The following is a 25326-nucleotide window of genomic DNA, read 5'->3' as shown; positions in this document are numbered from 1 at the left end:
ATATCCGCGACAGTTGCCTTCTCCCCGCTCAACGGGGAGAAGGTGCCGGCAGGCGGATGAGGGGCAGCGCCATGCTCTCCAGAAAATTTCTCCGTCGAACAGGCATCGCCGCCGCCTCCCTGGTGGGTTTTGCGGCAATAGCCGTCGCCGAGCTGTGGGAACTCGACCGCGCCTTCCCGCCGCCCCTGCCGGCGGAACTCACCGTCTCGACCGAGGTCCAGGACCGCGATGGCCAGCTGTTGCGCGCTTTCGCCACGCCGGACGGCTACTGGCGGTTAGAGACCCGGCTCGACCAGGTCGACAAGCAGTTCGTCGACATGCTGGTCGCCTATGAGGACAAGCGTTTCTGGGACCATGAGGGCGTGGACGTGCTGGCGCTGGGCCGTGCCGCCGGCCAGCTCGTCACCAGCGGCCACATCGTTTCCGGCGGCTCGACCCTGTCGATGCAGCTTGCGCGCCTGATCGAGCCGCGCGAAAGCCGCAGCCTCGGCTCCAAGATCAAGCAGATGCTGCGCGCCATCCAGATCGAGCGGCGACTGTCCAAGCGCGAGATCCTCGAACGCTATCTGACGCTGGCGCCTTATGGTGGCAATCTGGAAGGCGTGCGCGCCGCTTCGCTTGCCTATTTCGGCAAGGAGCCGAAACGGCTTACCGTGTCGGAAGCCGCCCTGCTCGTCGCCTTGCCCCAACTGCCGGAAAAGCGCCGGCCCGACCGCAACCTCGAAATCGCCCACGCCGCCCGCGACCGTGTGCTGAGCCGTATGGTCTCGTCGGGCTTGATCGGTGAACGCGAGGCGGCACGCGCCGCCCGCGACGATGTGTCGGGCCTGCGCCGCACCTTGCCGGCGCTCGCTGCCCACGCCGCCTATGCGATGCTGCCCAAGGCTGTTCCAGGCCAGCCCTTGCAGTTGACGATCCGCAAAAGCGTCCAGGAAGGTCTGGAAAAGGTGGCACGCGACGCCGCGATCAGGCTTGGGCCGCGTCTGTCCGTCGCCATGGTGCTGGCCGATTCCCGCACCGGCGACATTCTGGGCGAAGTCGGCTCGGCCAACTTCTTCGACGCCAGCCGCTCCGGCTGGATCGACATGACCAAGATCGTCCGCTCGCCCGGCTCGACGCTGAAGCCGTTCATCTATGGCCTCGCCTTCGAACAGGGACTGGTGGCGCAGGAAACGCTGATCGAGGACAGCCCGGTCGATTTCGGCGGCTACCGGCCAAAGAATTTCGACATGGGCTACCAGGGCGATGTCTCGATCCGCCAGGCGCTGCAGCTGTCGCTCAACGTGCCGGCGATCCGCGTGCTCGACGCCGTCGGCCCGGCGCGGCTGACGGCGCGCTTCCGCCAGGCCGGCGTCAACCCGATCCTGCCGATCAACGAGGCGCCCGGCCTAGCCATCGGCCTTGGCGGCGTCGGCGTGGCGCTGCGCGACCTCGTCCAGCTCTATACGGGGCTCGCCAATGGCGGCAAGACGCACACGCTGCATGACGGCACCGAGCCGGCCAATGCCGAGCGCACCACCGCCACCATCCTCAACGACCAGGCGAACTGGCAGATCATCGACATCTTGTCGGGGGTCAAGCCGCCGGAAGGCGCCTTGCAGCGCGGCATCGCCTACAAGACCGGCACCTCATACGGTTATCGCGACGCCTGGTCGGTCGGCTTCGACGGCCGCTATGTCTTGGGTGTCTGGGTCGGACGTCCCGATGCCAGTGCGGTGCCGGGCCTTTCCGGCTATGTCTCGGCCGCTCCCATCCTGTTCGAGGGCTTTGTCCGCTCGGGCCTCGCCACCGTACCGCTGCCGGGTAAGCCGCCGGGCGCCTTCACCCCCAAGCGCGAGGACCTGCCGGTGACGCTTGCCCGTTTCGGCGCCGGCGCCGATGGCCTGGTGCAGGCAGCGCCGACCGAGCCCGCGCCAACCATCATCTTCCCGCCGGACGGCGCCCGCGTCGACCTCGCCACCAATTCGGCCGATGCGTTGCCGCTGGTGCTCAAGCTGCAAGGCGGCCGTGCGCCATTCCGCTGGCTGGCCAACGGCAAGCCTTTGGCCGGCATCGACCGCCGCCGCACCGCGACCTGGCAACCCGACGGCGCCGGCTATTCGACGCTGACGGTGATCGACGCGGCCGGACGGGCGGCCAGCGTGAAAGTGTTCGTTGAATAGAGCGCGCCAGGCGATTCAGCGCGTTGGTTTTTGCGCGCTGACGCTTGCCACGTCCGCTCTGCCGGCACATGCAGACCCCCTGCCCGCCGGCTTCGTTCGCCTTGCCGACATCGCCCCTTCGATCCGCCAGGACATCCGCTACGCCGGATCGGACAATTTCCTGCATCGCAGGGTGAACGGCTATGACGCGCCGGTCTGCATTCTCACCTTGCAGGCGGCGCAAGCTCTTGCCGGCGTGCAGAAGACGATGGCCGCCAAAGGTCTCACGCTCGTCGTGTTCGACTGCTATCGCCCTGCCCGTGCTGTGGCCGACATGGGCGAATGGACGCAAGAGGGCGGACCACCCGATCGGCAATGGTATCCGAAAGTTCGGCGTGGCGACCTCATCGCCAAGGGTTATGTCGGCGAACTGTCAACCCATTCGCGCGGCTCGACCGTCGATGTCGCGGTCGCGCGGGCCGGCGATCCATCAGTCTCCAGACCCGCCTGTGGCGCCGTCGATGCGAACACGCTCGATTTCGGTACCGGTTTCGACTGTTTCGATCCGATGAGCGAAACAATCCACCATCCACTCGGCAGTGAAGCGGCGGCAAACCGCAAGCTGCTGGTCGACGCCATGCGTCGAGGCGGCTTCAAGAACTACGCCCGCGAATGGTGGCATTTTACGCTCGGGCACGAGCCCTTTCCTAGCCGGCGCTTCGATTTTCCGGTGAGCGCCAACTGATTGCCGCACCAAACGGTCTTGTCGTGGAACCGTGTGTCTCCAGATAGGACGTCGAGTCCGTCCAGAGCCTCCGCGAGGAAAATATTTCGCGAGGCGGCGGAAGATCATCGAAGATTTTCTTCAGGAGGGCAAAAAAGGCAACATTCGATGCATCTAAATTCTATCACTTCGCTAGATTTAACGCAGGTTCAACGGAGGCAGAAATGACCAAACCTCATTTCCGGAAACTGCTCGGCGCACTGGTCGCCACATCTGTCCAGTTCGGGACGCTCGGTTTCGCGTTCGCCGACACCACCATCCTCAACGTTTCCTACGATCCGACCCGTGAGCTCTACAAAGCCTATGACGAGGCCTTCGCCGCGCATTGGAAGGCCGAGACCGGCGAGACGGTCACCATCCGGCAGTCGCACGGTGGATCGGGCGCCCAGGCGCGTGCCGTGATCGATGGCCTCGACGCCGATGTGGTGACGCTGGCGCTTGAGGGCGACATCAATGCCATCGTCTCGAAATCGAAGAAGATCAATCCCGACTGGCGCAAGAAATTCGAAAACAATTCAGCGCCTTACACCTCGACAATCGTCTTCCTGGTGCGCAAGGGCAATCCCAAGGGGATTCACGACTGGAGCGACCTCGTCAAGGACGGCACCCAGGTGATCACGCCCAATCCCAAGACTTCGGGCGGCGCCCGCTGGAACTATCTGGCAGCCTGGGCCTACGCCAACGCCAACGATGGCGGCGATGAGGCCAAGACCAAGGAATTCGTCGGCAAGCTCTACGCCAACGCCCCGGTGCTCGACACCGGCGCGCGCGGCTCTACCGTCACCTTCGCGCAAAAGGGCATTGGTGACGTGCTGATCGGCTGGGAGAACGACGCCTATCTGGCACTCGACGAATTCGGCGCCGACAATTTCGAGATTGTCTATCCGCCGACATCGATCCTGGCCGAGCCGCCGGTGGCGATCGTCGACGCCAATGTCGATGCCAGGGGCACGCGCAAGGTGGCCGAAGCCTACCTCGGCTGGCTCTACTCCAAGGAAGGCCAGACGATCATCGCCAAGAACCATTACCGTCCGGCCAAGCCCGAACTGGTGGCGCCGGCGGATCTGCCCAAGACCCCCGACATCAAGTTGATCTCCATCGACGACCCGCTTTTTGGCGGCTGGAAGAAGGCACAACCTTATCATTTCGGCGACGGTGGTATATTCGACCAAATCTACAAGCCTGCCCAGTGAGGTTCGATAGTGGGGGCCCGCCAAGGGGCTTCTTCGGCAAAGTCTGCTTGAGCAAGAAGGGACAATCCAGAACTCCATGACCACAGCACCCGCGCAGGCGGGGTGGCGTTTCAGGCAGCCGAGTGTCATTCCGGGTTTCGGATTGACGCTCGGCTTCTCGCTTACCTACCTCACCCTCATCATCCTCATTCCGCTGTCCGGGCTGATCTGGCGCTCGGCCTCTCTCGGCTGGATCGACTTCTGGGCGATCGCCAGCGACCGCCGCACCATCAATGCGCTGAAAATCAGCTTCGGCACCGCTTTCGTCGCGGCTGCCGTCAATGTCGTCTTCGGCACGCTGGTCGCCTGGGTGCTGGTGCGCTACCGCTTTCCCGGCCGCCGCATCGTCGACGCCATGGTCGACCTGCCCTTCGCCCTGCCGACGGCGGTGGCCGGCATAGCGCTCACCACGCTCTACGCACCGAACGGCTGGATCGGCAAGTTGCTGATGCCGCTCGGCATCAAGGTCGCCTACACGCCGCTCGGCATCGTCGTCGCACTGGTCTTCATCGGCCTGCCCTTCGTCGTGCGCACCGTGCAGCCGATCATGGAAGAGATCGACAGGGAGGTGGAGGAGGCAGCAGCCACGCTAGGCGCCAGCCGCTTCCAGATCATCACCCGCGTGCTGTTCCCAGGCCTGGCGCCAGCCATCATCACCGGCTTTTCGCTGGCCTTCGCGCGCGGCGTCGGTGAATACGGCTCGGTCATCTTCATCGCCGGCAATCTGCCGTACAAATCCGAGATCGCGCCGCTTTTGATCGTCATCCGGCTGGAGGAATACAATTATCCGGCGGCGACCGCGATCGCGGCAATCATGCTCGCTCTGTCATTCGTCATGCTGTTGGTCGTCAATCTTGTCCAGACATGGAGCCGCAAGCGCTATGGCTGATCCCGAGATCAAATCCTATGAACCCTATCATGAGAGCCGCTCGGCGGCGGTGACCGAAAGCCGCCCCGCGCAAGCCGTGTTGATGGCGATCGCCTTTGCCTTCCTCGGCGTCTTTCTGCTTTTGCCGCTGATCATCGTCTTCCATGAGGCGCTGGCGAAAGGCATTGGCGCCTATGTGCAGGCATTGAGTGAGCCCGACGCACGCTCGGCCATCCACCTGACACTGCTTGTCGCGGCGATCTCGGTGCCGCTCAACGTCGTCTTCGGCATCTCCGCCGCCTGGGCCATCGCCAAGTTCGAGTTCAAGGGCAAGGCGTTTTTGACCACGCTGATCGATCTGCCCTTCTCGGTCTCGCCGGTCATTTCGGGCCTGGTCTATGTGCTTTTGTTCGGTGCGCAAGGGCTGCTCGGCGACTGGCTGAAGGGACATGGCATCCAGATCCTGTTTGCGGTGCCCGGCATTGTGCTCGCCACCGTCTTCGTCACCTTCCCTTTCGTCGCCCGCGAACTGATCCCGCTGATGCAGGAACAGGGCAATGGCGATGAGGAGGCGGCGCTTTCGCTCGGCGCCAATGGCTGGCAGACCTTCTGGTATGTGACCTTGCCCAACATCAAATGGGGCCTGCTCTATGGCGTCCTGTTGTGCAACGCGCGTGCCATGGGTGAGTTCGGCGCGGTGTCCGTGGTATCGGGCCATATACGCGGCCTGACCAACACCATGCCGTTGCACGTCGAAATCCTCTACAACGAGTACAACGCCGTCGGCGCCTTTGCCGTCGCCTCACTGCTGGCCGGTCTGGCGCTCGTCACCCTGGTCTTGAAAACATTGCTCGAGATGCGCTACGGCGCCGAACTCGCCGCGACGCGCGGGCACTGATGCATGTCGCCCAAAAGTGGAGGCCGATTTTGGGCCAACGACATGCATGGAACAAAGAAGTGCATGTCGCCCAAAAGTGGACGCCGGTTTTGGGATAACGACATGCATCCACCAAAAAAGGTTCTTTAAATGGAAGTTCGCGTTGCCAATGTGCGCAAGGAATTCGAGCGGTTTCCCGCGCTCCACGACGTCTCGCTCGACATCAAGTCGGGTGAGCTGATCGCGTTGCTGGGACCGTCCGGCTCCGGCAAGACGACGCTGCTCAGGCTGATCGCCGGGCTGGAGCGGCCGACGCGTGGAAAGATCTTCTTCGGCGATGACGACGCCTCGCAGAAATCGATCCAGGAGCGCAATGTCGGCTTCGTCTTCCAGCACTATGCCCTGTTCCGGCACATGACGGTCGCTGACAATATCGGCTTCGGCCTGAAAGTCCGGCATGGATCCTCGCGGCCACCGGCCCAGGAAATCCGTCGCCGCGCCTCCGAGCTTCTCGACCTCGTCCAGCTTTCGGGGCTTGAGAAACGCTATCCGGCGCAGCTCTCGGGCGGCCAGCGCCAACGGGTCGCGCTGGCGCGCGCCATGGCGATCGAACCCAAGGTGCTGTTGCTCGACGAGCCCTTCGGCGCGCTCGACGCGCAGGTACGCCGCGAGCTGCGCCGCTGGCTGCGCGAGATCCATGACCGCACCGGCCACACCACCGTCTTCGTCACCCATGACCAGGAAGAGGCGCTGGAGCTTGCCGACCGCGTCGTGGTGATGAGCCAGGGCCGCATCGAGCAGGTCGGCACCGCCGACGACATTTACGACACGCCGAACTCGCCCTTCGTCTACGGCTTCATCGGCGAATCGAGCTCGCTTCCCGTCAAGGTCGAGAATGGCGAGATCTGGCTCGCCGACCGTCCGATCGGGCTGTCGGCGCCGCACGCGCCTGAGGGCGAGGCAACGCTCTATTTCCGCCCGCACGATGTCGAACTTCTCGACGGCTGCAGCGGCTGCATCGCTGGCACGGTCGCCGCCAGCCGCCGCGTCGCCGGCACCAGGCGCGTCGAACTCGAGATCGGCGGCGAGCGCCAGCGGGTCGAAATCGAACTGCCGGTCGGCCATCCCGCGGCGCAGAAGAGCCGTGTGGCGTTCCGTCCGGGACGTTGGAAGCTGTTTCCGGCGGCCTAATATTCGGGTCGAGCGCTAAATTATTCCAGCCAATTCTCGACCTTCAGCTTCCGTAGCCGGGTGAACTCCCCCATGTTGGCCGTCACCAACGTGGTTCCCAACACGCAGGCGTGAGCGGCAATATAAAGGTCACTGTGGCCAACGGCCTCGAGTTCGGCGCGAAGCGCGCCGTACTCAGCATCGACCGGCGCATCGAGCTGCAAGACAGGGATCTCAGCCAGCAGGTCCTCGACCTTCTTGAGCAGCTTGGCCGATCCTTTCCTGGCGCAACTATATCGTTGGTGCAGACGGCGGCGTCCCCTCACGCACCATTGCATTGGCCGCCCTGCAAGCCGGCGGCAGACTGGAATAGAGTTCTAATGACGGGCATTCGTGACGCCGTCTTTTCTCACGATGACACCATGCAACCGCCGCGCGTACCTCGTCGCACATCACGCATTACCGCTATGTTGAGCTTATAAACGCATTGCATCCGGAGCCTTTTCATGAAGCGATTTTTCCTGGCCACCGCCGCCCTTGCCGGCCTTCTCCTCGCATCCTCCCAAGCCTGGTCGGCCGACAAGCTGCTCAACGCCTCCTATGACGTCGGCCGCGAACTTTTCGTTCAGGTCAACAAGGCCTTCATCGCCGGCCATCCTGGCGTGACCATCGACCAGTCGCATGCCGGCACCTCGGCGCAGGCGCGCGCTATCGCCGAGGGCCTTGGCGCCGATGTCGTCACCTTCAACCAGGTCACCGACATCGATTTCCTGGTCAAGAAGGGCTTTGTCTCGGCCGATTGGCAGAAGGATTTCGCCGACAACGCGTCGCCCTTCTATTCGCTGCCTTCGTTCCTTGTCCGCGCCGGCAACCCCAAGCACATCAAGGACTGGAACGACCTGGTGCGCGACGACGTGCAGGTGATCTTCCCCAATCCGAAGACGTCGGGCAATGCGCGCTACACCTATCTGGCGGCCACCGCCTACGCCAAGGAAGCCTTCAAGGGCGACGACGCCCAGGTGAAGGAGTTCATCACCAAGCTGTTCAACAACGTGCCGATCTTCGACACCGGCGGGCGCGCGGCGACCACCACTTTCGTGCAACGCGAGATCGGCGACGTGCTGATCACCTTCGAATCCGAGACGCGCGGCATCCGCAAGGAATATGGCGACGACAAGTTCGAGCAGGTCACGCCCTCGGTCAGCCTGCTCGCCGAATTCCCGGTGGCGATCGTCGACAAGGTCGCCGACGAGCACGGCACGCGTGATCTGGCCAAGACCTATCTCGACTTCCTCTACACGCCTGAAGGCCAGGACATCCTCGCCCAGAATGGCAACCGGGTGCGCGACGCGGCTGTCGCCGCCAAATACAAGGCTGACTTCCCGGACGTACGCCTGCTGACGGTGGAAGACGTGTTCGGCGGCTGGGACAAGATCCAGAAAGAGCATTTCGCCGCGGGCGGTCTGCTCGACCAGGCCTATGGCAGCCGCTAACCGCTACGGCATGCGAAGAACAGGCAATTGAAAGCCGGCAATGAGCCGGCTTTCATCGTCTTTGCCATCGGTCACGACAAATACGGCGCCATTTCCTGTAAAGCGTTACAAAGAATCAACGCGTTTGTGCCTAATGTACCATTCGGCGTCTTGTTTTCGCGAAACACCATCGCACGGCAATATCGTCATCATTTGCACACAAACAGCCGCCAGATGCGATGTGGTTGGGGCTTCAACGGGTTATCAGGGCATGCTGACGAAAAAAGGCAAATACGGCCTCAAGGCCCTTGTGCATCTTTCAAGTCTTCCGGTCGGCCAACTGGCCTTTGTCAACGACATCGCCGTCGCCAACAACATCCCGAAGAAATTCCTCGACGCCATCCTCGGCGAATTGCGCAATGCCGGCTTCGTCCAGAGCCGCAAGGGCAAGGAAGGCGGCTATCGCCTCGCCCGGCCAGCCTCCGAGATCAAGATCGGCCATGTCGTGCGCGTGCTCGACGGGCCGCTGGCGCCGATTCCTTGTGCCAGCCGCACGCAGTACCAGCGCTGCGAGGATTGCGACGAGGCGACCTGCCAGGTCCGGCACATGATGCTGGAAGTGCGCCAGGCCATCGCCGAGGTGCTGGACAACAGAAGCCTTGCCGCCATGCGCGATGCCGACAACGACGATTTCCCGGTCGAGCTGTCCTCGCAGATCTAAGCCCCCGCGCCGCAAGGTTGCACGGCCCGTGCCAACGCAGTAAAGCGGTCTTGGACAACAGGCTGGACCGATGAGGCTGTCGTGGTTCGCAAAATCCCGCAAGCCGCCATCCGCGGCAACCTTCCACACTGAAATCATCGCCGACGTCCCGGTGCCGGAAAGGGCCGAGGACGTGCGCTTCTTCAGCCGCAAGCTCGTCCGGCCCGGCAGGGTGCGCCGGTACTCGAACCAGGACCTGCGCGAAAGCGCGATGGCCCTGTTCTATCTTGTGGTGGCGGCTTCAATGCCGGTGCGCTGGTGGGCGTCGATCTGCGACCGGATGTCCAGGCTCCGCCTGAAGCGCCATGTCCGCAAGCAATTTCCAGCCTATGCCGCCGCCACGCGCGCAGTGCTTGGCGGCGGCCTCGACGCGCGCAAGCTGTTCGAGGCATTGCTCGCGGCGCGCCACCGCCGCCGGCTGCAGCTTGCCGCGCACCTCACCGGCTTCCGATGGGCCCCCACGATCAGGCTGGACGGCCAGGACGGACTGCAGGCGGCCTTGCTGCGCGGCCATGGCGCCATTGTCTGGTGCGATCAATTCACCTCCCAGACCATCCTCGGCAAGCGCGCCCTGCACGAGGCGGGCGTCGAGGCGCATCAGGTCAGTGTCAATTCCCACGGCGTCTCGGAATCGATGTTCGGCCTGCGTTTTCTGAACTGGCCGCTGGTCAAGGTCGAAAACCGCTACCTGAAGAGCCGCATCGTCTTCGAGCGCGACGATGCCTATCAGGTCACCATTCGCATCCAGAAGATCTTGAAGAGCAATGGCGTGGTGCTGATGACCAACACGATCCACGCAGGCTCGACCTTCACGGAGGTTGCCATCGGCGAAAGCGGCTGGACGCATCTTGCCTCGGCACCGGCGAATTTCGCCGCAAGGGGCAAGGCGGCGCTGTTTGCCATGTCGACCTTCGAAACCATTCCCTTCCGCGAATACCGGGCCGTGATCAGCCCGGAACTGTTGCCGGCTGAAGCGGAGATGGGACGGGACGGAGCCAAGGATATGGTGCTGCAGGCACGCTATATCCTGCTCAAGCGCGACCGGCTGCTCGAAGCGCTGAAACTGTTTCCCGACCAGATGCTGACCTGGTCCCGCAACGGGCGGATGACCGAAGCTTCGGCCGATGCCATGACGGACGACGATGCCGGTTCATGACCTAGACTCTTTGTTTTGACGCAATTCCCAAGGGGAAGCGCTATGCGCTTCTCCCGGGAAAACCGTTCACACTTTTCCTGGAATTACTCTAGCCAGCAGCCGTCGCATCGGCAACGGCATCGGCGACGGGACGCGTCGCGTCAATTGTCAGGGCCCGCTCATCCGTCCCCGGCGGCTCCAGTATGGCGAACTGGCTGTCGACCAAGCTTGCCGGCATGAAATGGCCCTTGCGGCCGGCGACCCGCTCACGAGCCGTCGCCGGGTCGATCTCCAGATAGAGGAAGACGATGTCAGGGCAAAAACCGCGCAGGCGTTCGCGATAGCCGCGCTTCAGCGCCGAGCAGGCCGCGACCACGCCCTGCCCCTTCCCAACCGATGCCGCGATGCGCCTGCCGATGGCGTCGAGCCACCCCTCGCGTAACTGGTCGGTGAGCGGCTCGCCACTTGCCATGCGGGCGACGTTCTCCGGCGGATGCAGCCTGTCGCCTTCGATGAAGATGGCGCCGAGTGCGGCCGCCAGCGCGATGCCGACGGCCGACTTGCCGCAGCCGGCGACGCCCATCACCACGATGGCCGGGGGCACTGAGCCGGGAACGCCCGCCGGCGCCTGCGCTGCTTCTTCGTCCACGGCTAGAACATAATGCCGAAAAGTGTGAAGCGGTTTTCGGACGACATCATGCTCTATCTCCTTGATTTAGATCTGGATTGAGATTTCAGGGCGATTCGACCTGAAATCATCCGGCTCTAGCGGCTTGCCGGCGCGCGGCCGTAGAGCAAAAGCATGGCGACGATGACGACGCCATAGATGATCTGCCGTCCCGCTTCCGGCATCTGCATCACCGACAGGATGGATTGCAGCAGCGTGATCAAGATGACGCCGGCGACGGTGCCGAGATAGGAGCCACGCCCGCCGAGGATCGAGGTGCCGCCGAGCACCACCGCGGCGATGGACGGCAACAGATAGGCATCGCCCATCGACTGCGCCGCCTTGGAGGCGTAGCCGGCGAGCAGCACGCCGCCAAAGGCCGAGAGCCCGCCGGAGGCGGCGAAAGCGATCATCACCACGCGCCTTGTGTCGATGCCGGAAAGATAGGCGGCGCGCTCGCGGTTGCCGATGCCATAAACGATGCGGCCAAAGCCGGTACGGGTCAGCACGAACACCATCGCGGCCCCGATCAGTGCCCAGATGATGACCGCGTTGGGAACGCCCGGAATGGCAAAGCCGGTGGCGACGTAGCGCATGGCGCCGGTGGCCGAATCCTGTGGCGAGAAGCCGCCGGTATAGACCACCATCAGCCCTTGCGCGACGGCGTTGGTGGCCAGCGTGATGATCATCGAGGGAATGCGCAGATAGGCGACGCCGATGCCGTTGACGACGCCGATCAGCACGCCGCAAAGGATGCCGAAGGGAATGGCCAGCGCCACGCCGGCCGGACCGTATGCCGCTGCCGCGCAGGCCATCATGGCGCCGGCCGCGACCGACCAGGGCACCGACAGGTCGATCTGGCCGAGCAGGATGACCAGCATCATGCCGGTGGCGATGACGCCGAGGAACGACGCCACCTTGAGCTGCTGCAGCAGATATTCAGGCGACAGGAAGCTTCTGGAATAGAGGCTGCCCAGGAACAGCAAAAGCACGATGCAGGCAAAGGCCGTCAGCACCGCCGGATCGGCGCGGCGGAGGAATTTAGGCATGCGGCTGGCAATGCCGCCGTTGCTCTTCCCAACCATCGGCGTCGTTTCGCTCACAGGAACCACTCCAGCCGGTTGCGGACCCGAAACAGGGCGAAGGCGCCGAGACTGACGGCGACCAGCAGGATGACGCCCTGGAACAGGGGTTGCCAGAGCGGATCGAAATCGAAGACAAACAACAGATCGCCGATGGTCCGGAAGGCGAGCGCGCCGAAGATCGCACCGATGGCGCTGCCCTTGCCGCCGAACAGCGAAACGCCGCCCAGCACCACGGCGGCGATCGAGAACAGAGTGTAGGCGTTGCCGCTGGCATAGGCCGCGTCGCCCGTATAGGTGAAGAAGGTCAGGAACAGCCCGCCGATCGCGGCAAGCAGCCCGGCCAGCGTATAGGCGGCGAATTTGCCGCGTCGTATCGGCACACCGGACATATAGGCCGCCGTCTCCGACGAGCCCGCCGCATAGGCTGCTCGACCGAGCACCGAGCGGCTGAATGGCACCCAGATCACCAGCACGATTGCCGCCAGCACGACGAGGCTCGCCGGCACGACGCCGAACACTCGGCCTGTCAGCGCATCGGCCAGGTCCTCATTGACCGAGCCGCCCGGGAATGGCCGAAGCAGAAGGCCGATGCCGTAATAAACCGCACCCGTGGCGATGGTGGCGACGATCGGCTGCAGCCGCCCATAAATGACAATGGCGCCGTTGATGGCGCCGCACAAAAGCCCGACCACCAGCACGGCAATCAGACCCAGCGCCGTCTGCATCGGCGTTCCCACCACCAGCCAGGAGGCCAGGCAGTTGGTGAGCAGGAAGATCATGCCGATAGAAAGGTCGATGCCTGCGGTGATCACAACCAGCGTCTGCGCCATGGCGACGAAGGCAAGCAATACGCCTTTGTTCGCCGCCGTCTGAACGACATTGGCGGTGAAACCCGCCGGATGGTTCGAGGTGTAGATGGTAAACATGACGATGAAGATGCCGAGCGCCAGCAGCGTTCCGCGCTGCTCGGCCAGCCAGTAGCGCCAATCCTTCACGCGCTCGCTCCCAGGCCCACCGGGCTCTCCTTGCCATCGATGTTGAGCGCGCTCGATATCAGCGCCCGCTCGGTGATCTCGGCGCCGACCAGCTCGCGCTTGACCGCCCCGTCATAGAGCACCAGCACCCGGTCGCAGCAGCCGATCAGCTCGTCATAGTCGGTCGAATAGAACAGGATCGCCGCACCGGCCTCCGCCAACTTGCGCATCAGCTGGTAGATCTCCTGCTTGGTCCCGACATCGATGCCGCGCGTCGGATCGTTGAGCAGGATGATGCGCGGCTGGCGCATCAGCCATTTGGCGATCACAACCTTCTGCTGGTTGCCGCCCGACAACGCCCCGACCGGTATGTCGAGACCAGCGGTCTTGATCGCCAGCAGGCCGACCATGTCGTCGATCAGCCGCTGCTCGGCCGCCCGGTCGATGATGCCGCCTTTGGACAGCCGGTCGAGCGCGGCAAAGGACAGGTTCTCGCGCACCGTCATCGGCAGCATGAGGCCTTCGGTCTTGCGGTCCTCAGGGATCAGCGCCATGCCGATGCCGTCCTGTCGTGCCTTGGCGGGGCTGCCGATCGCCACCGGCTTGCCGTCGATCAGAACCTCGCCGCTGAGGCCGCGCAGCACGCCGAAGAAGGCCAGCAGCAACTCGCGCTGGCCCTGGCCATCGAGACCACCGAGACCGACCACCTCGCCCGCCCTGACGGTCAGCGAGATGTTATCCAGCCGATCGGCCCAGGAGAGCTTGCGGGCTTCCAGAACCGGCACAGTGCCGGCTGGTGCTGCAGCCGGCTTGGGCGGAAAGATATGGCTGTATTCGCGGCCGATCATCAGCTCGACAACCTCATTGTCGCTCTTCGAGCCGGCCTTGTAGCTGGCGACGTTGCGGCCGTTGCGGAACACCGTGCACTGGTCGGCAAGCTCGGCGATCTCGTTCATGCGGTGCGAGATGTAGAGCAGCGCAAGCCCTTCCGAACGCAGCCGCTTCAAGACGCCGAATATCTTCGAGACATCCGCTGCCGTCAGCGCCGACGTCGCCTCGTCGAGAATGAGGATGCGCGGCTTGCGCGCCAAGGCCTTGGCGATCTCCACCATCTGCCGTCTTGAAAGGGGAAGATCCTTCACCAGCGCCAGCGGATGGATGTCCGAGGCGCCCGCGCGAGCAAGGGCTTCCTCGGCAATGCGCCTTTGCGCTCCGCGATCGATCATGCCGAAGCGTTTGGGTGGATCTGATATGACGATGTTGTCGGCGACACTGAGTTCGGGGATCAGCGACAATTCCTGGAAGATGCAGACGATGCCGGCCTTGTTCGCCGCACCGGGCGAGGCGAAGGTCACGTCGCGCCCGTCCAGCATCATGCGGCCCTCGTCGGGCGCCACGACACCGGCCATGACCTTGATCAGCGTCGATTTGCCCGCGCCGTTTTCACCGAGAACGGCGTGGATGCTGCCGGATATGACCGAAAGTTCGGCCTTTTCCAGCGCCCGCACACCGCCATAACGTTTGGATATGCCTTCCATCTGGAAGAGCGGTACCGCACCGTCCATCGGCCCTCCCCAGGCACTTTGACGACTGAGAATATCGGTTGGCCGGCGCCGCGGCGGTGCCGCGGCGCCGAGTGTGCAACTATTGGTCCGCCTTGGTCTGGCCCATGATTTCCTGCGCGGTGAAGTTGATGCCGCAGGTCGGGAAGGAATTGCCGACGAAGAAATTGTCGGACTGGTCGGGGAAGAAATCCTGACCGGCCTTGAAGTTCGGATCCTCGACGATGGCAAGCGGCAGCTTGACCGACTGCGGGACGACATTGCCTTCAAGCGCGGCGATCGCGGTCTTGATGGCGACAGCCACCTGCGCCGGACCGGTACCGGCCGAGGAACATTTCAAACCGTCGGCGGCATGGGCTGCGCAGAATTTGCGGAAACCGTTCTCGGTCTCGCCACCAAACGGCACGAAAGGATGCTTGGCATCGATCATCGCCTGCACGATGCCGGTGTCGCCGCCTTGTCCGGTGACGCCGTCGAAGGGGCCGTTGGTGGCGATTGCGTCGGCCGAAGCCTTTTGCGCAACGCCGTCATCCCACTTGCCGACGACCTCGGTGACGGCCCATTTCTTGCCGGACGCATCGAGAACTTCATGGATGCCATTGTGGCGGTCGGTGTCGACCGAAGTACCGGCAACGCCGCGCACTTCGAGGACCTTGCCGCCGTTCGGCACATGCGAGACCAACCATTTGCCCCACAGCGCGCCGAGGCCTTTCTGGTCGACGTTGACGTTGATGGCGTCCTTCGTGTCGAGAATATTGTCGAAGGCAACCAGCACGACGCCTGCTTCCTTGGCGCGCTTGATCACCGGCCCGAATGCGGTCGGGTTCTGCGCGTTGACGACGATCGCGTCATAACCGGAATCGATGAAGTTGTTGATCGCCGAAATCTGCGCCGGCACATCCTCGCCGGTCGAGACGACCTTGAATTCCTTCAGCTTCGCGGCGACATCCTTCTGTGCCGCATAAGCCTTCGCCGTCTGCACCATCTGGATGCGCCAGGTGTTGGCGATGTAGCCATTGGCAAGCGCAATGCGGTATGGGCCGGCCTTCTTGGGGAACTTGAAGAATTGCGTATCCGCCGCCCAGGGCGCGAAACAGTCCGGCTCGGCGGCCGGCCCCTTGACGATTTCGGGACCCGCAGCCATGGCGGCTGAGCTGAGCATGACAAATGCAGTGGCGGCAACGATGCCACCAACCAGTGACTTGATCATCGATAATCCTCCCATTTGTAGTTCTGATTGTCGTTTTTACGTCTTGAAATTTGGCACGTCCGGCCAAGCACCTCCCGCCTTGCTTTCAGCGCCATTCAGGCGGCCGAATGCCGACCCGATCCCTCCCCCGTTTCCTGCTCGGAGCAACAAAAAACTATCATATTATCCATAATAAACAAGTATCAGCTGTCACTTATGTATAATAAACAAATTTCCCGGCGTGTTCCGAGCGTCCTTTCGATGCATATGGTAGCGCTACCATTACGTTGAGTAAAGCGGCATTTACAAGTCGATGAAAAGCCAGTTCAGCGGGCTGTGCTCTCGCGGCGCCTCAGCTCGAAGCCGAGGTCGACGATCCGCTCTTGCGGCCTGTTGCCGGCGATCGCCGCCAGCGCCATGGCGACCGCGCGCCTGCCGATTTCGTAGCGATGGGTGCGGATGCTGGTGATCGAGGGAAACGCCACCTGCATCATGTCGAGATCGTTGAAGCCGACGATGCCGATGGTCTTCGGCACGTCGATCGCGGCACGATGGCATTCGAACAGCACGCCGAGCGCGATATCGTCATTGTTGCAGAACACGCCATCGAGCGTCGGCATCTTGGCCAGAGCATCGCGAAACAGTTCACGGCCAAGCGAAACGCTGGACAGCAGCGGCGTGGTGGTGACCAGGCGCGGGTCGAACAGGCCGGCCTTCTCCATTGCCGCGTGGTAACCGGCCAGGCGCCGCTGCGAGCGCGGGTCCATGCGCGCGCCGATGAAGCCGATGCGGCGATACCCCATCTCGATCAGGTGCTCGGTCGCCGTCCGGCCGCCGTCAAGATGCGAGAAGCCAACCATCATGTCGACGGGATCGGGGCCGGTCTCCATCACCTGCACCACCGGGCAGCCGGCATTTTCGAGCAGTTTGCGCGAGGTCGGCGTCTGGTCGATGCCGGCCACGACGAGTGCCGCCGGCCGCTGCGAGCCGAACACCTGCAAGAGCCGCTCTTCCTCCAGTCCGGAATAGTGCGTGTTGCCGAGCTGGATGCGGAACGGACTGTCCGACAGGCTGTCATAGATGCCGCGCACCACCTCGGCGAAGACGTTGTTGGTGAGCGACGGCACCAGCACGCCGAACACCTCGGCACGCGCCGAGGCCAGCGCCCGCGCATTGGGGTCCGGCACATAGCCGAGTTCGTCGACAGCAAGCTGGATCTGGCGGCGCAGATCCTGGCTGACGCGCTCCGGTTCTCGCAGCGCACGCGACACGGTGATGGCGCCGACGCCGGCCTTGCGCGCGACATCCGCTATGGTCGGGCGGCCGCCGCCCCGGCGTGAGCGCGGCTTGATCAAGGCCACGCCTCCTGCGCGTGGCCACCAAACCACGTCCTTAATATGATCATCCGAGCTGTAGCCATCTGACCGGCCTGTTGCCGCACCCCTTGGCCCCTGGGGTCGCCCAGTGCCTGCCCATTGTCAAGCCGAGGCACTCGGCGGGCTCTCCCCGCTGCCTGCCTTAGGCTGCCATGACGGCCCTTTGCCTGGCCTTCCACATGAACAGCCCGACCGCCAATATATTGAGCAAATTCCAGGCGATGCCGTTGAGGAACGCCGCGGCGTAGGAACCGGTCAGGTCGTAGATCCAGCCGGACATCCAGCCGCCGATCGCCATGCCGAAAATCGTCGCCATCATGACGAGGCCGATGCGCTGGCCGGCCTCCTTGGCGGGCAAATATTCGCGCACGATGATCGCATAGCAAGGCACGATGCCGCCCTGCGACAGGCCGAACACCAGTGACACGACATAGAGCGAGGCAAGCCCGTCGAACGGAATGTAGAACAGCAGCGACAGGCATTGCAGCACCGAACCGATGATCAGGGTTTTCGCGCCGCCGACGCGATCGGCGATAAAGCCGGAGGCAAGCCGGCTGACGACCCCCGCCGCCATCATGATCGACAGCATGTCGGCGCCATGCGCCATGCCGTAGCCGAGATCCATGCAATAAGCGACGATGTGCACCTGCGGCATCGACATCGCCACGCAGCAGCCGAGGCCGGCGACGACGAGCAGCACCTGCAGCGCCGCCGGCGACATGGGCATCGGCTGCACCGTACGGCTTCCCGGCGAGCCGGCGGCCGCGGCTTCCGGAGCGCCGCGCCGCAGCAACAGCACCAGCGGCACCATGGTGACCAGGCAGAAGATGCCGATCGCCGCATAGGTGAAGCGCCAGCCTTCGGCCTTGATCAGCGTCGGCATGATGGTTGGCCAGAGGGCGCCGGCGAGATAGTTGCCGGCTGCCGCCGCGGTGACGGCAACGCCGCGCCGGCGGTTGAACCAGTGCGAGATATCGGCGATCAGCGGCCCGAAGATCACCGACGTACCGACACCGATCAGCACGCCTTGGGCAAGGGTGAATTGCAGGATCGAGGTCGAAAGCGCGGCAAGCAGCAGGCCCGCCGAGAGCGCCACTGAAGAAATCAGCGCCGGGATCCAATAGCCCATGCGATCGATGGCGCGGCCGACCAGCACATTGCCGGCGGCGAAGCCCACCATGGTCGCGGTGTAGGGCATCGACGCCGCGGCGCGGTCGACCCCGAACTCGGCCTGCACGGAGGGCAGCACCACGACAACGGCCCACATGCCGACCGCACCGATCGTCGCCAGCACCATCGAGATGGCCAGCCGCGTCCAGGCATAGGGGCTGTCGATGCCGGGGCTTGGCCGGCTCAAGTCGGTTCGGGTCAAAGGCGTTTCCTGTCGGCGGTCTCGAAAACCGGCTGCCGTTTGCACCACTATCGGCGCATTCTCGGCGCACAGCAGCGCCACGACTGGCAAATCCGTGGCTCCAGAGCGGGCAGGAAGGCGGGAACCGACGCCAATGTCTGGAGTTCTCCGATCAGCAAACCCGCAAAGGAGACCCCTCATGACCGCTGCCAGGCAGAAATGGTCGGCCGAGGTGACCGAGCACAGCGACGCGATGGATCTGGAAGATCGCATCTTCGAATCCGACGACGCCAAGAAGATCGCCGCCTCGCTCAAACGGTCGGCCGAACACAGCCACCGCCGCAAGGCCGAACCCTTCCAGTCCGCCATGTCGATGCTGAATTTCTATATCAACCGCGCCGGCAAGAACCTGCCCGCCGCGCGCAAACGAGTGCTCGAGCACGCCAAGGACGAACTGCGCGTGGCCTTCGGACGCGAGAAGGAAGATTAGCCCAGGGTGTGTCGAGATTCAGGTCAGGCCGAGCCGAGAATGGTGGTTTTCGAGAACCGGCGCGCAGCGTACGTTTGGGTACATGAGCACCGGAAGCGCGGAAAACCGCCGTTCGCAGGCCGGCATCACCTGAATATCAGCACACCCTAGCGTGACCTGATCACGCCATCCGTATTGGCCAGCAGTTTGCGCACCGCGGCGCGCGCCGCGTCGGGCCGCTGCAGGCGGATGTTCTTTTCGATCGCCTCATGCAGCTTCTGCGCATGATTGAGATCGTCAACGGCCCGCGTCGTAAAGGTGAAGAGATGGTCGAAGGCGGATTCGATCAGCACGCCGAGCGGCACCAGAAGATCGTTGCCCGAGGCCCGCAGGATGGCGAGGTGAAAGCGCGTGTCGGCGCGCGTGCGCTCCTGCAGGCTGGCCGCCTCCCCCATCTCGCGGCAGGCCTGGCTGATCTCGGCCATCTGCTCGTCGGTCCGCCGCATGGCGGCGAAGGCGGTCGCCTCCGGCTCGATGATGTGGCGGAACTCCTGCACCGTCCTCAGGAACACCTCGCGGTCGGGCGAAGTCGCGTACCAGGCAAGCACGTCGCGGTCGAGCAGGTTCCAGCGCTCTTTCGGCTCGACCCAGCTGCCGATCTTGGGGCGTGAGGCAAGCAGACTCTTGGCCATCAGCATCTTGATCGCTTCGCGCACCGCCGAGCGGCTGACGCTGAAGGTCTCCGACCATTTCGCCTCATTGGGCAGGATGGTGCCGGGCGGATAGTCGCCGCGCACGATGCGCAAACCAATTTCGCTCGCCAGCGACGTGTGCACGCTTGCGCCGGGAATGCGCGCCGCGTCGGGCCGGCGAACTCCTGAGGGGCGCTCGGCGGCATCAGCCTTTTTCGGCGATTTTTCCTTGTTCGGCTTTGCGTCCCGCATTCCCTTCAAAAAGGCCGGTTTGCGCAAGCTGTCAAGCGCCACGCAAGGGTTGGCCCGCAAAGCGCACCGCTATACACAAGCCAACCCCGTCTATCCGCTCCCTCAGGCGGTTTTCGCGTATTGGCGCCAGCTGTGCTCCGGGCGGAAGCCGAGCATGTCGCGCGCCTTGCGGTTCGACAGCAGCGTCTCGTATTCGCCGAGTTCGGCCTTGACCGGCACGTTGGGATAGAACCGCTTCAAGAGTTCCGCCGTCGGCAGGTCGGACGAGGTGTCGTCATTGGCAGCGTTGAAGACCTGGTAGCCGAGCCCGTCCTTTTCGACGGCACGCAGCGTGATCTGGCCGAGATCGCGCGCGTCGACATAGCTCCAGGCGATGCGCTTGCGGAAACCGGGATCGGCGAACCATTTCGGGAACAGCGAATACTCGTGCGGCTCGATGACATTGCCGATGCGCAAGGCATAGATATCGGTGCCGTTGCGCTGCGAGAAGGCGCGCGCGGTCTGCTCGTTGACGATCTTGGACAGCGCATAGCTGTCCATCGGATCGACGTCATACGCCTCGTCGAGGGGGAAATATTTGGGATCGCGCGGCTCGTTGGCGAAGACCAGGCCGTAGGTCGTCTCCGAGGAGGCGATGATGACCTTGCGGATGCCGAGCTTCACGGCTGCCTCGATGACGTTGTAGGTGCCCATCGCATTGATGCGGAACACCTCATTGTCCGGCGTGATCATGATGCGCGGGATGGCGGCGAAATGCACCACCGCGTCGACCGGCTGCGGGCGAAGCGACGGGTCGAATTCGTGCAGACCCATATAGCTCGACAGTGCGTTGAAAACCTGTCCGCTATCCGTGATGTCGGTGATCAGCGTGCGCACCTTGGGATTGTCGAGCGGCTTGGTGTCGATGTTCAGCACCTGGCAGCCCTGCTCGACAAGATATTGCACGACATGGCGCCCAGCCTTGCCGCTGCCGCCGGTGAACATGATCCGCTTCGTCATTCTGGTCTCCACTACAGGCTCTGGAATAACCGTCTATTGTCAGACAATATTGCTTTCCGCAACCGTATATGGCTAAAACGGCATCGCAATTATCGATAATCCGGGACAGGACCGACGACATGAACACCACCACCGCGCGCGAAAAGATCGGCTTCATCGGCCTTGGCCTGATGGGGCACGGGATCGCCAAGAACATCGTCGACAAGGGCTATCCCCTGACATTCCTCGGCCGCAAGAACCGCAAGCCGGCGGAAGATTTGCTGGGCCGCGGCGCCAAGGAAGCCGCCACCTCGCGCGACGTCGCGGCGGCATCCGATATAATCTTCATCTGCGTCACCGGGTCGCGCGAAGTGGAAGCCATCATCCGCGGCCCAGGCGGCCTCAAGGAAGACTTGAAGAAGGGTTCGGTCGTCGTCGACTGCTCGACCTCCGACCCGGTTTCGACCGTGGCGCTGGCGGCCGAACTCAAGGCGCTGGGTATCGACTATGTCGACGCGCCGCTGAGCCGTACGCCGAAGGAAGCTTGGGAAGGCACGCTCGACGCCATGGTCGGCGCTCCCGACGCTCTCTTTGCCAGGGTCAAGCCGGTGATCGAAACCTGGGCCGGCCGCATCGTCCATATCGGCGACACCGGCGACGGCCACCGCATGAAATTGCTGAACAATTTCATCTCGCTGGGCTACGCCGCCATCTATTCCGAAGCCTTGGCCCTGGCCGAGAAGGTCGGCATCTCGCCGCCGCGCTTCGACAGCGTCATCCGCAACGGCCGCATGGATTGCGGCTTCTACCAGACCTTCATGCGCTGGACGCTGGAAGGCGACCGCGACGCCCACAAATTCACCATCGCCAACGCCTTCAAGGACCTGACCTACCTGGAGTCCATGGCGGGCGCCGCCGGCATCGCCAACCCGCTCGGCAACGCCACCAAGAATTCCTTCGCCGGCGCCCACGCCACCGGCCCGGCCGAACAGTTCGTGCCGATGCTGGCGACGCATATCGGCAAGGTGAACGGGGTGGACCTGATGCCGACCAAGGACGGCAAGAAGCAGACGATCTGAGAACCAGCCGGCTGCTACCGCCTCGACCGCTCGATGACCTCGTCGGTATTGGCGAGCAATTTGTGCACCGCGCTCCTGGCGGCGGCCGGCCGTTGCAGGCGGATGTTCTTCTCGATCGCCTCATGCAGCGCCTGGGCGCGCCGCTGGTCGCTGTGCTCGCGCGTGACGAAAACGAACAGATGGTCGAGCGCGGATTCGATCAGCACGCCGAGCGGCACCAGCAGGTCGTTGCCCGAAGCCCGCAGGATGGCGAGATGGAAGCGCGTGTCGGCGCGGGTGCGTTCCTGCAGGTTTGTCGCCGCACCCATCTCGCGGCAGGCCTGGCTGATCTCGGCCATCTGCTCGTCGCTACGCCGCATGGCGGCAAAGGCGGAAGCTTCCGGCTCGATGATATGGCGGAACTCCTGCACGGTGCGCAGGAACACCTCGCGGTCGGGTGAGGTCGCGTACCAGGCAAGCACGTCTCGATCGAGCAGATTCCAGCGTTCTTTGGGCTCGACCCAACTGCCGATCTTGGGACGTGATGCCAAGAGGCTCTTGGCCATCAGCATCTTGATCGCCTCACGTACCGCCGAACGGCTGACGTTGAAGGTTTCCGACCATTTGGCTTCATTGGGCAGGATAGTGCCAGGCGGATAGTCGCCACGCACGATTCGGAGGCCGATTTCACCGGCCAGGGAGGCATGCACGCTCGATCCCGGGTTCCACGCCATGTCGGGCCGGCGAACGGTGGCGGCGGGCGAGCTGGGCGGCGCTTCGACCCCAGCGGATCGCTTTCTAGACTTGTCGTCCGGCATCTTCGTTCCGGCGTAGGCAAATTTGTCTGGGAAATTGTCCGGAATTGTCCGTCCCCGCATTGTCATGCCGAATGGCAAGACGCACGAACACGTCAAGCCGGAACCTGCGCCCCGACAATGCTGCCTGTCCTTGTCACTGAGGGAATGGGCGGGGCGCCCAGGAAAGGCGCCCCGGCATTGCGGTTACTTCTGGATGCAGGTGTCGACCGTGTCCTTGGTGCATTCGTCGAGACCGGTGAAGACCGGATCTTCGACCTTCTTCTTGCCTTCGATCAGGTCGATCATCACCGATGGCGCCTTGTAGCCCATTTCGAAGGGCCGCTGGCCGACCAGCGCAGTGACCAGGCCATCCCGGGCGATCGCCACCTCGTCGCCGATCGTGTCGGCGGCACCGATGACGAAGTCGTTCTTTGCCAGACGATCCTTCAGAGGTCCGATCAGGTCGCGATAAGGCTGAGGTGCGCCGAACAGCGGCCAGCCACCCATGATGCCGAATGCATCGAGCTTGGGGTTGGCGGCGAGGATGTCGGTCATCGCCTGCACGCCCTTGGCGCCGTCATCATTGGTGAACACCGGGCAGCCCGCGACTTCCGTCCAGCCGCCTTCGCCGGCAAGTGCCGCGAGGCCTTCCTTGCCCGTCAGCGCGTCACGCATGCCTTGCGCGCGGCGCAGGATGTTGTCGGCCGCCGGGTTGCCTTCAATAGTGCAGATCGTGCCGCCCTTCGGCTTGGCCTTCTTGATGTACTCACCGATCTTCTTGCCCATCAGGTAGTTGTCGGTGCCGAGATAGGTCTTGCGCAAAGCCGCGTCGGCCTTGGCCAGGTCGGCATCGACGGTCATGATCGGGATCGTCGGATTGGCGGTCTTGATCGTCTGCGCGATCAGCGGCGCGTTGGATGGCGAAATCGCCATCGCCACCGTGTCGGCCTTGCTCAGCATATCCTGGACGATCTGCGCCTCGCCGGCTTCGTCGGAAGTCGACGCCGGGCCGGTGTAGAAGCATTCATATTCCGAGCTGGCGTTTTCCTTGTTCCACTTCTCGCAGCCCTGGTGGATGGCCTCGAAGAACGGATTGTCGAGACCTTTCACCACGATGACGAGCTGCTTCTTGGCCAAAGCCGGCCCGGCGCCCAGCGCCATGGCGGCGACGGCGGCGAGCAATACTGTTTTCCTCATGTCAATCCTCCCTTGGAAACAGACGGACACGGCGTGCCCGCCACACAAACCGACCAGATGCGAGATGGCAGAGCCAACGCTCGTGCCGCCAGGCAAAGGCCGATGAGCATTTTCAGATACGGCCGGACCGACGACATGCCGGAACAGCCGGTAACCTCCCGCCGGTCCCGGCAACAACGGCTCGGGACCAGATATCTTTCTCCGACCATCAACTAATAACGGCGCGGCGCCAACGTCAATGCTATTTGTCCTACAAAACGGATTTTTCGGAACCATATGTCGCTATTCGTCTGACAAATACATGCTTCTTGCCGATCCGACAATTGACGCCCGCGCGGCCATTCGCGTAAATGCCCGTCAACGTTGCTTCCGGGAGGAATGGGGAGCACGATGTGAGAGCCGCGACCTGGAACCAGGCAGGCGGCAAGGCATGGGGAGGCTATAGGCTGGTGGCGGTTCTCGAACTCACCAATATCTCGAAGCATTTCGGCGCCATCCAGGCGGTCAACGACGTGTCGCTGTCGATCGAACCCGGCCAGGTCGTCGGCTTGATGGGCGACAATGGCGCGGGCAAGTCGACGCTGGTCAAGATGATCGCCGGCAATTTCCACGCGAGCCATGGCACCATGCGCATGGACGGCAAGGAATTGATCCTGAACAAGCCGGCTGAGGCCCGCCAGCACGGCATCGAGATCGTCCACCAGGATCTGGCGCTCTGCAACAATCTGACGGCCGCGGCCAATGTCTATCTTGGCCGTGAGTTGCGGCGCGGCGTCGGCCCATTCCGCATCCTCGACTACGCCGCCATGTACAAACGCGCCGGCCAGCTCTTTGCCGAACTGAAATCCGAGACCCGGCCGCGCGATCTCGTCAAGCAGATGTCGGGCGGCCAGCGCCAGGCGGTCGCCATCGCCCGGACCATGCTTTCGCAGGCCAAGATCGTGCTGATGGACGAACCGACGGCGGCGATCTCGGTCAGGCAGGTAGCCGAAGTGCTCAACCTGATCCGCCATCTGCGCGACCAGGGTATCGCGGTGGTGCTGATCAGCCACCGCATGCCCGACGTGTTCGACGTCGCCGACCGCGTCATCGTCATGCGGCGCGGACGCAAGGTCGCCGACAAGACGATCGCATCGAGCTCGCCCGAGGAGGTCACCGGGCTCATCACCGGCGCCATCGAGCAGGTCTCGTGAGCGCGGCTAATCCGGATTTCACCAGGCTGGCGCGTGTCGCCGCCGGC

General features: G+C 63.5%; 24 protein-coding genes. 12 read left to right on the top strand and 12 right to left on the bottom strand.

What is annotated here, in order from left to right; genetic code table 11:
* Nucleotides 1-71 precede the first annotated feature (71 nt).
* The 6 genes from pbpC to A3AU_RS0100480 all read left to right on the top strand — a co-directional run bounded on the left by pbpC (nt 72) and on the right by A3AU_RS0100480 (nt 7093).
* Nucleotides 72-2162: a penicillin-binding protein 1C gene (gene pbpC / locus A3AU_RS0100505; protein ID WP_245235394.1), complete on the top strand. Its 2091-nt coding sequence runs from the start codon at nt 72-74 to the stop codon at nt 2160-2162.
* Complete coding sequence (locus A3AU_RS0100500; protein ID WP_051355249.1) at nt 2155-2886, top strand: M15 family metallopeptidase; 732 nt, start codon at nt 2155-2157, stop codon at nt 2884-2886. The genes pbpC and A3AU_RS0100500 overlap by 8 nt, the downstream gene beginning before the upstream one ends.
* Nucleotides 2887-3089: 203 nt before the next feature.
* Nucleotides 3090-4118 (top strand): sulfate ABC transporter substrate-binding protein, encoded by a 1029-nt coding sequence (locus A3AU_RS0100495; RefSeq protein WP_027051020.1) that lies wholly within the window; start codon nt 3090-3092, stop codon nt 4116-4118.
* 76 nt (nt 4119-4194) lie between these two features.
* Nucleotides 4195-5046 (top strand): sulfate ABC transporter permease subunit CysT, encoded by an 852-nt coding sequence (cysT, locus tag A3AU_RS0100490; protein WP_027051019.1) that lies wholly within the window; start codon nt 4195-4197, stop codon nt 5044-5046.
* Nucleotides 5039-5923: a sulfate ABC transporter permease subunit CysW gene (gene cysW / locus A3AU_RS0100485; RefSeq protein WP_027051018.1), complete on the top strand. Its 885-nt coding sequence runs from the start codon at nt 5039-5041 to the stop codon at nt 5921-5923. Before cysT ends, cysW begins: the two co-directional genes overlap by 8 nt.
* A 129-nt stretch (nt 5924-6052) precedes the next feature.
* Entirely contained in the window at nt 6053-7093 is a 1041-nt protein-coding gene (locus tag A3AU_RS0100480) for a sulfate/molybdate ABC transporter ATP-binding protein (protein ID WP_027051017.1), read from the top strand.
* A 20-nt stretch (nt 7094-7113) separates the two neighbouring features.
* On the opposite strand, the gene A3AU_RS1000000136750 is transcribed toward A3AU_RS0100480, so the two are convergent.
* The gene (locus A3AU_RS1000000136750; RefSeq protein WP_418001055.1) at nt 7114-7398 is read right to left on the bottom strand and encodes a PIN domain-containing protein; all 285 of its coding nucleotides are present in this window, start codon (nt 7396-7398) and stop codon (nt 7114-7116) included.
* 180 nt (nt 7399-7578) lie between these two features.
* Between A3AU_RS1000000136750 and A3AU_RS0100470 the strand changes: the two genes are divergently transcribed.
* From A3AU_RS0100470 to A3AU_RS0100460, 3 genes are all read left to right on the top strand, one after another.
* Nucleotides 7579-8565, top strand: a complete 987-nt coding sequence (locus tag A3AU_RS0100470) for a sulfate ABC transporter substrate-binding protein (protein WP_027051016.1) — start codon at nt 7579-7581, stop codon at nt 8563-8565.
* Between the two features lie 250 nt (nt 8566-8815).
* Nucleotides 8816-9265 carry an RrF2 family transcriptional regulator gene (locus tag A3AU_RS0100465; RefSeq protein ID WP_010910348.1) on the top strand — a complete coding sequence of 150 codons (450 nt, stop codon included), beginning with the start codon at nt 8816-8818 and terminating at the stop codon, nt 9263-9265.
* 70 nt (nt 9266-9335) lie between these two features.
* Nucleotides 9336-10460, top strand: coding sequence for a hypothetical protein (locus A3AU_RS0100460; RefSeq protein WP_027051015.1), 1125 nt, complete (start codon nt 9336-9338; stop codon nt 10458-10460).
* 88 nt (nt 10461-10548) lie between these two features.
* On the opposite strand, the gene A3AU_RS0100455 is transcribed toward A3AU_RS0100460, so the two are convergent.
* The 7 genes from A3AU_RS0100455 to A3AU_RS0100425 all read right to left on the bottom strand — a co-directional run bounded on the left by A3AU_RS0100455 (nt 10549) and on the right by A3AU_RS0100425 (nt 18664).
* A complete protein-coding gene (locus A3AU_RS0100455) occupies nt 10549-11088 on the bottom strand; it encodes a gluconokinase (RefSeq protein ID WP_027051014.1) in 540 nt (179 codons plus the stop codon).
* Between the two features lie 116 nt (nt 11089-11204).
* Entirely contained in the window at nt 11205-12191 is a 987-nt protein-coding gene (locus tag A3AU_RS0100450) for an ABC transporter permease (protein WP_154674506.1), read from the bottom strand.
* A gap of 14 nt (nt 12192-12205) precedes the next feature.
* On the bottom strand, nt 12206-13186 hold the full coding sequence (locus A3AU_RS0100445) for an ABC transporter permease (protein ID WP_027051012.1): 981 nt from the start codon (nt 13184-13186) through the stop codon (nt 12206-12208).
* A complete protein-coding gene (locus tag A3AU_RS0100440; protein WP_027051011.1) occupies nt 13183-14730 on the bottom strand; it encodes a sugar ABC transporter ATP-binding protein in 1548 nt (515 codons plus the stop codon). The genes A3AU_RS0100445 and A3AU_RS0100440 overlap by 4 nt, the downstream gene beginning before the upstream one ends.
* Before the next feature lie 79 nt (nt 14731-14809).
* The gene (locus A3AU_RS0100435) at nt 14810-15937 is read right to left on the bottom strand and encodes a sugar ABC transporter substrate-binding protein (protein WP_027051010.1); all 1128 of its coding nucleotides are present in this window, start codon (nt 15935-15937) and stop codon (nt 14810-14812) included.
* 305 nt (nt 15938-16242) lie between these two features.
* The gene (gntR, locus tag A3AU_RS0100430) at nt 16243-17271 is read right to left on the bottom strand and encodes an HTH-type transcriptional regulator GntR (RefSeq protein WP_027051009.1); all 1029 of its coding nucleotides are present in this window, start codon (nt 17269-17271) and stop codon (nt 16243-16245) included.
* Nucleotides 17272-17434: 163 nt separating this feature from the next.
* Entirely contained in the window at nt 17435-18664 is a 1230-nt protein-coding gene (locus A3AU_RS0100425; protein WP_027051008.1) for an MFS transporter, read from the bottom strand.
* A 178-nt stretch (nt 18665-18842) separates the two neighbouring features.
* Here A3AU_RS0100425 and A3AU_RS0100420 point away from each other — a divergent pair, with 178 nt between their 5' ends.
* Nucleotides 18843-19133 (top strand): DUF3175 domain-containing protein, encoded by a 291-nt coding sequence (locus A3AU_RS0100420; protein ID WP_027051007.1) that lies wholly within the window; start codon nt 18843-18845, stop codon nt 19131-19133.
* Nucleotides 19134-19279: 146 nt separating this feature from the next.
* On the opposite strand, the gene A3AU_RS0100415 is transcribed toward A3AU_RS0100420, so the two are convergent.
* Together A3AU_RS0100415 and A3AU_RS0100410 are read right to left on the bottom strand one after the other, a co-directional pair.
* Nucleotides 19280-20056 (bottom strand): FadR/GntR family transcriptional regulator, encoded by a 777-nt coding sequence (locus A3AU_RS0100415; protein WP_027051006.1) that lies wholly within the window; start codon nt 20054-20056, stop codon nt 19280-19282.
* Nucleotides 20057-20158: 102 nt separating this feature from the next.
* A complete protein-coding gene (locus tag A3AU_RS0100410) occupies nt 20159-21055 on the bottom strand; it encodes an NAD-dependent epimerase/dehydratase family protein (protein ID WP_027051005.1) in 897 nt (298 codons plus the stop codon).
* A 68-nt stretch (nt 21056-21123) separates the two neighbouring features.
* Between A3AU_RS0100410 and A3AU_RS0100405 the strand changes: the two genes are divergently transcribed.
* A complete protein-coding gene (locus A3AU_RS0100405; protein ID WP_272481079.1) occupies nt 21124-22113 on the top strand; it encodes an NAD(P)-dependent oxidoreductase in 990 nt (329 codons plus the stop codon).
* A gap of 14 nt (nt 22114-22127) precedes the next feature.
* Here A3AU_RS0100405 and A3AU_RS0100400 read toward each other — a convergent pair whose 3' ends face one another.
* Nucleotides 22128-22910 carry a FadR/GntR family transcriptional regulator gene (locus A3AU_RS0100400; protein WP_027051003.1) on the bottom strand — a complete coding sequence of 261 codons (783 nt, stop codon included), beginning with the start codon at nt 22908-22910 and terminating at the stop codon, nt 22128-22130.
* A gap of 183 nt (nt 22911-23093) precedes the next feature.
* On the bottom strand, nt 23094-24086 hold the full coding sequence (locus A3AU_RS0100395; protein ID WP_027051002.1) for a sugar-binding protein: 993 nt from the start codon (nt 24084-24086) through the stop codon (nt 23094-23096).
* 449 nt (nt 24087-24535) lie between these two features.
* Here A3AU_RS0100395 and A3AU_RS0100390 point away from each other — a divergent pair, with 449 nt between their 5' ends.
* The gene (locus A3AU_RS0100390) at nt 24536-25279 is read left to right on the top strand and encodes an ATP-binding cassette domain-containing protein (RefSeq protein WP_027051001.1); all 744 of its coding nucleotides are present in this window, start codon (nt 24536-24538) and stop codon (nt 25277-25279) included.
* The last annotated feature ends 47 nt before the right edge of the window (nt 25280-25326 follow it).

The sequence above is a fragment of the Mesorhizobium erdmanii USDA 3471 genome (genome assembly GCF_000472705.1).
In the GTDB taxonomy this organism is placed as follows: domain Bacteria; phylum Pseudomonadota; class Alphaproteobacteria; order Rhizobiales; family Rhizobiaceae; genus Mesorhizobium; species Mesorhizobium erdmanii.
Note: the sequence above shows the minus strand (reverse complement) of the source record. Positions and strands in the feature narration are given on the sequence as shown.

Bases quoted from the DNA above. Each gene is read 5' to 3' on its own strand.
- pbpC (WP_245235394.1), top strand. From the start codon at position 72: ATGCTCTCCAGAAAATTTCTCCGTCGAACAGGCATCGCCGCCGCCTCC.
- A3AU_RS0100495 (WP_027051020.1), top strand. From the start codon at position 3,090: ATGACCAAACCTCATTTCCGGAAACTGCTCGGCGCACTGGTCGCCACA.
- cysT (WP_027051019.1), top strand. From the start codon at position 4,195: ATGACCACAGCACCCGCGCAGGCGGGGTGGCGTTTCAGGCAGCCGAGT.
- cysW (WP_027051018.1), top strand. From the start codon at position 5,039: ATGGCTGATCCCGAGATCAAATCCTATGAACCCTATCATGAGAGCCGC.
- A3AU_RS0100480 (WP_027051017.1), top strand. From the start codon at position 6,053: ATGGAAGTTCGCGTTGCCAATGTGCGCAAGGAATTCGAGCGGTTTCCC.
- A3AU_RS0100470 (WP_027051016.1), top strand. From the start codon at position 7,579: ATGAAGCGATTTTTCCTGGCCACCGCCGCCCTTGCCGGCCTTCTCCTC.
- A3AU_RS0100465 (WP_010910348.1), top strand. From the start codon at position 8,816: ATGCTGACGAAAAAAGGCAAATACGGCCTCAAGGCCCTTGTGCATCTT.
- A3AU_RS0100460 (WP_027051015.1), top strand. From the start codon at position 9,336: ATGAGGCTGTCGTGGTTCGCAAAATCCCGCAAGCCGCCATCCGCGGCA.
- A3AU_RS0100450 (WP_154674506.1), bottom strand. From the start codon at position 12,191: ATGGTTGGGAAGAGCAACGGCGGCATTGCCAGCCGCATGCCTAAATTC.
- A3AU_RS0100440 (WP_027051011.1), bottom strand. From the start codon at position 14,730: ATGGACGGTGCGGTACCGCTCTTCCAGATGGAAGGCATATCCAAACGT.
- A3AU_RS0100435 (WP_027051010.1), bottom strand. From the start codon at position 15,937: ATGATCAAGTCACTGGTTGGTGGCATCGTTGCCGCCACTGCATTTGTC.
- A3AU_RS0100420 (WP_027051007.1), top strand. From the start codon at position 18,843: ATGACCGCTGCCAGGCAGAAATGGTCGGCCGAGGTGACCGAGCACAGC.
- A3AU_RS0100415 (WP_027051006.1), bottom strand. From the start codon at position 20,056: ATGCGGGACGCAAAGCCGAACAAGGAAAAATCGCCGAAAAAGGCTGAT.
- A3AU_RS0100410 (WP_027051005.1), bottom strand. From the start codon at position 21,055: ATGACGAAGCGGATCATGTTCACCGGCGGCAGCGGCAAGGCTGGGCGC.
- A3AU_RS0100405 (WP_272481079.1), top strand. From the start codon at position 21,124: ATGGCTAAAACGGCATCGCAATTATCGATAATCCGGGACAGGACCGAC.
- A3AU_RS0100400 (WP_027051003.1), bottom strand. From the start codon at position 22,910: ATGCCGGACGACAAGTCTAGAAAGCGATCCGCTGGGGTCGAAGCGCCG.
- A3AU_RS0100395 (WP_027051002.1), bottom strand. From the start codon at position 24,086: ATGAGGAAAACAGTATTGCTCGCCGCCGTCGCCGCCATGGCGCTGGGC.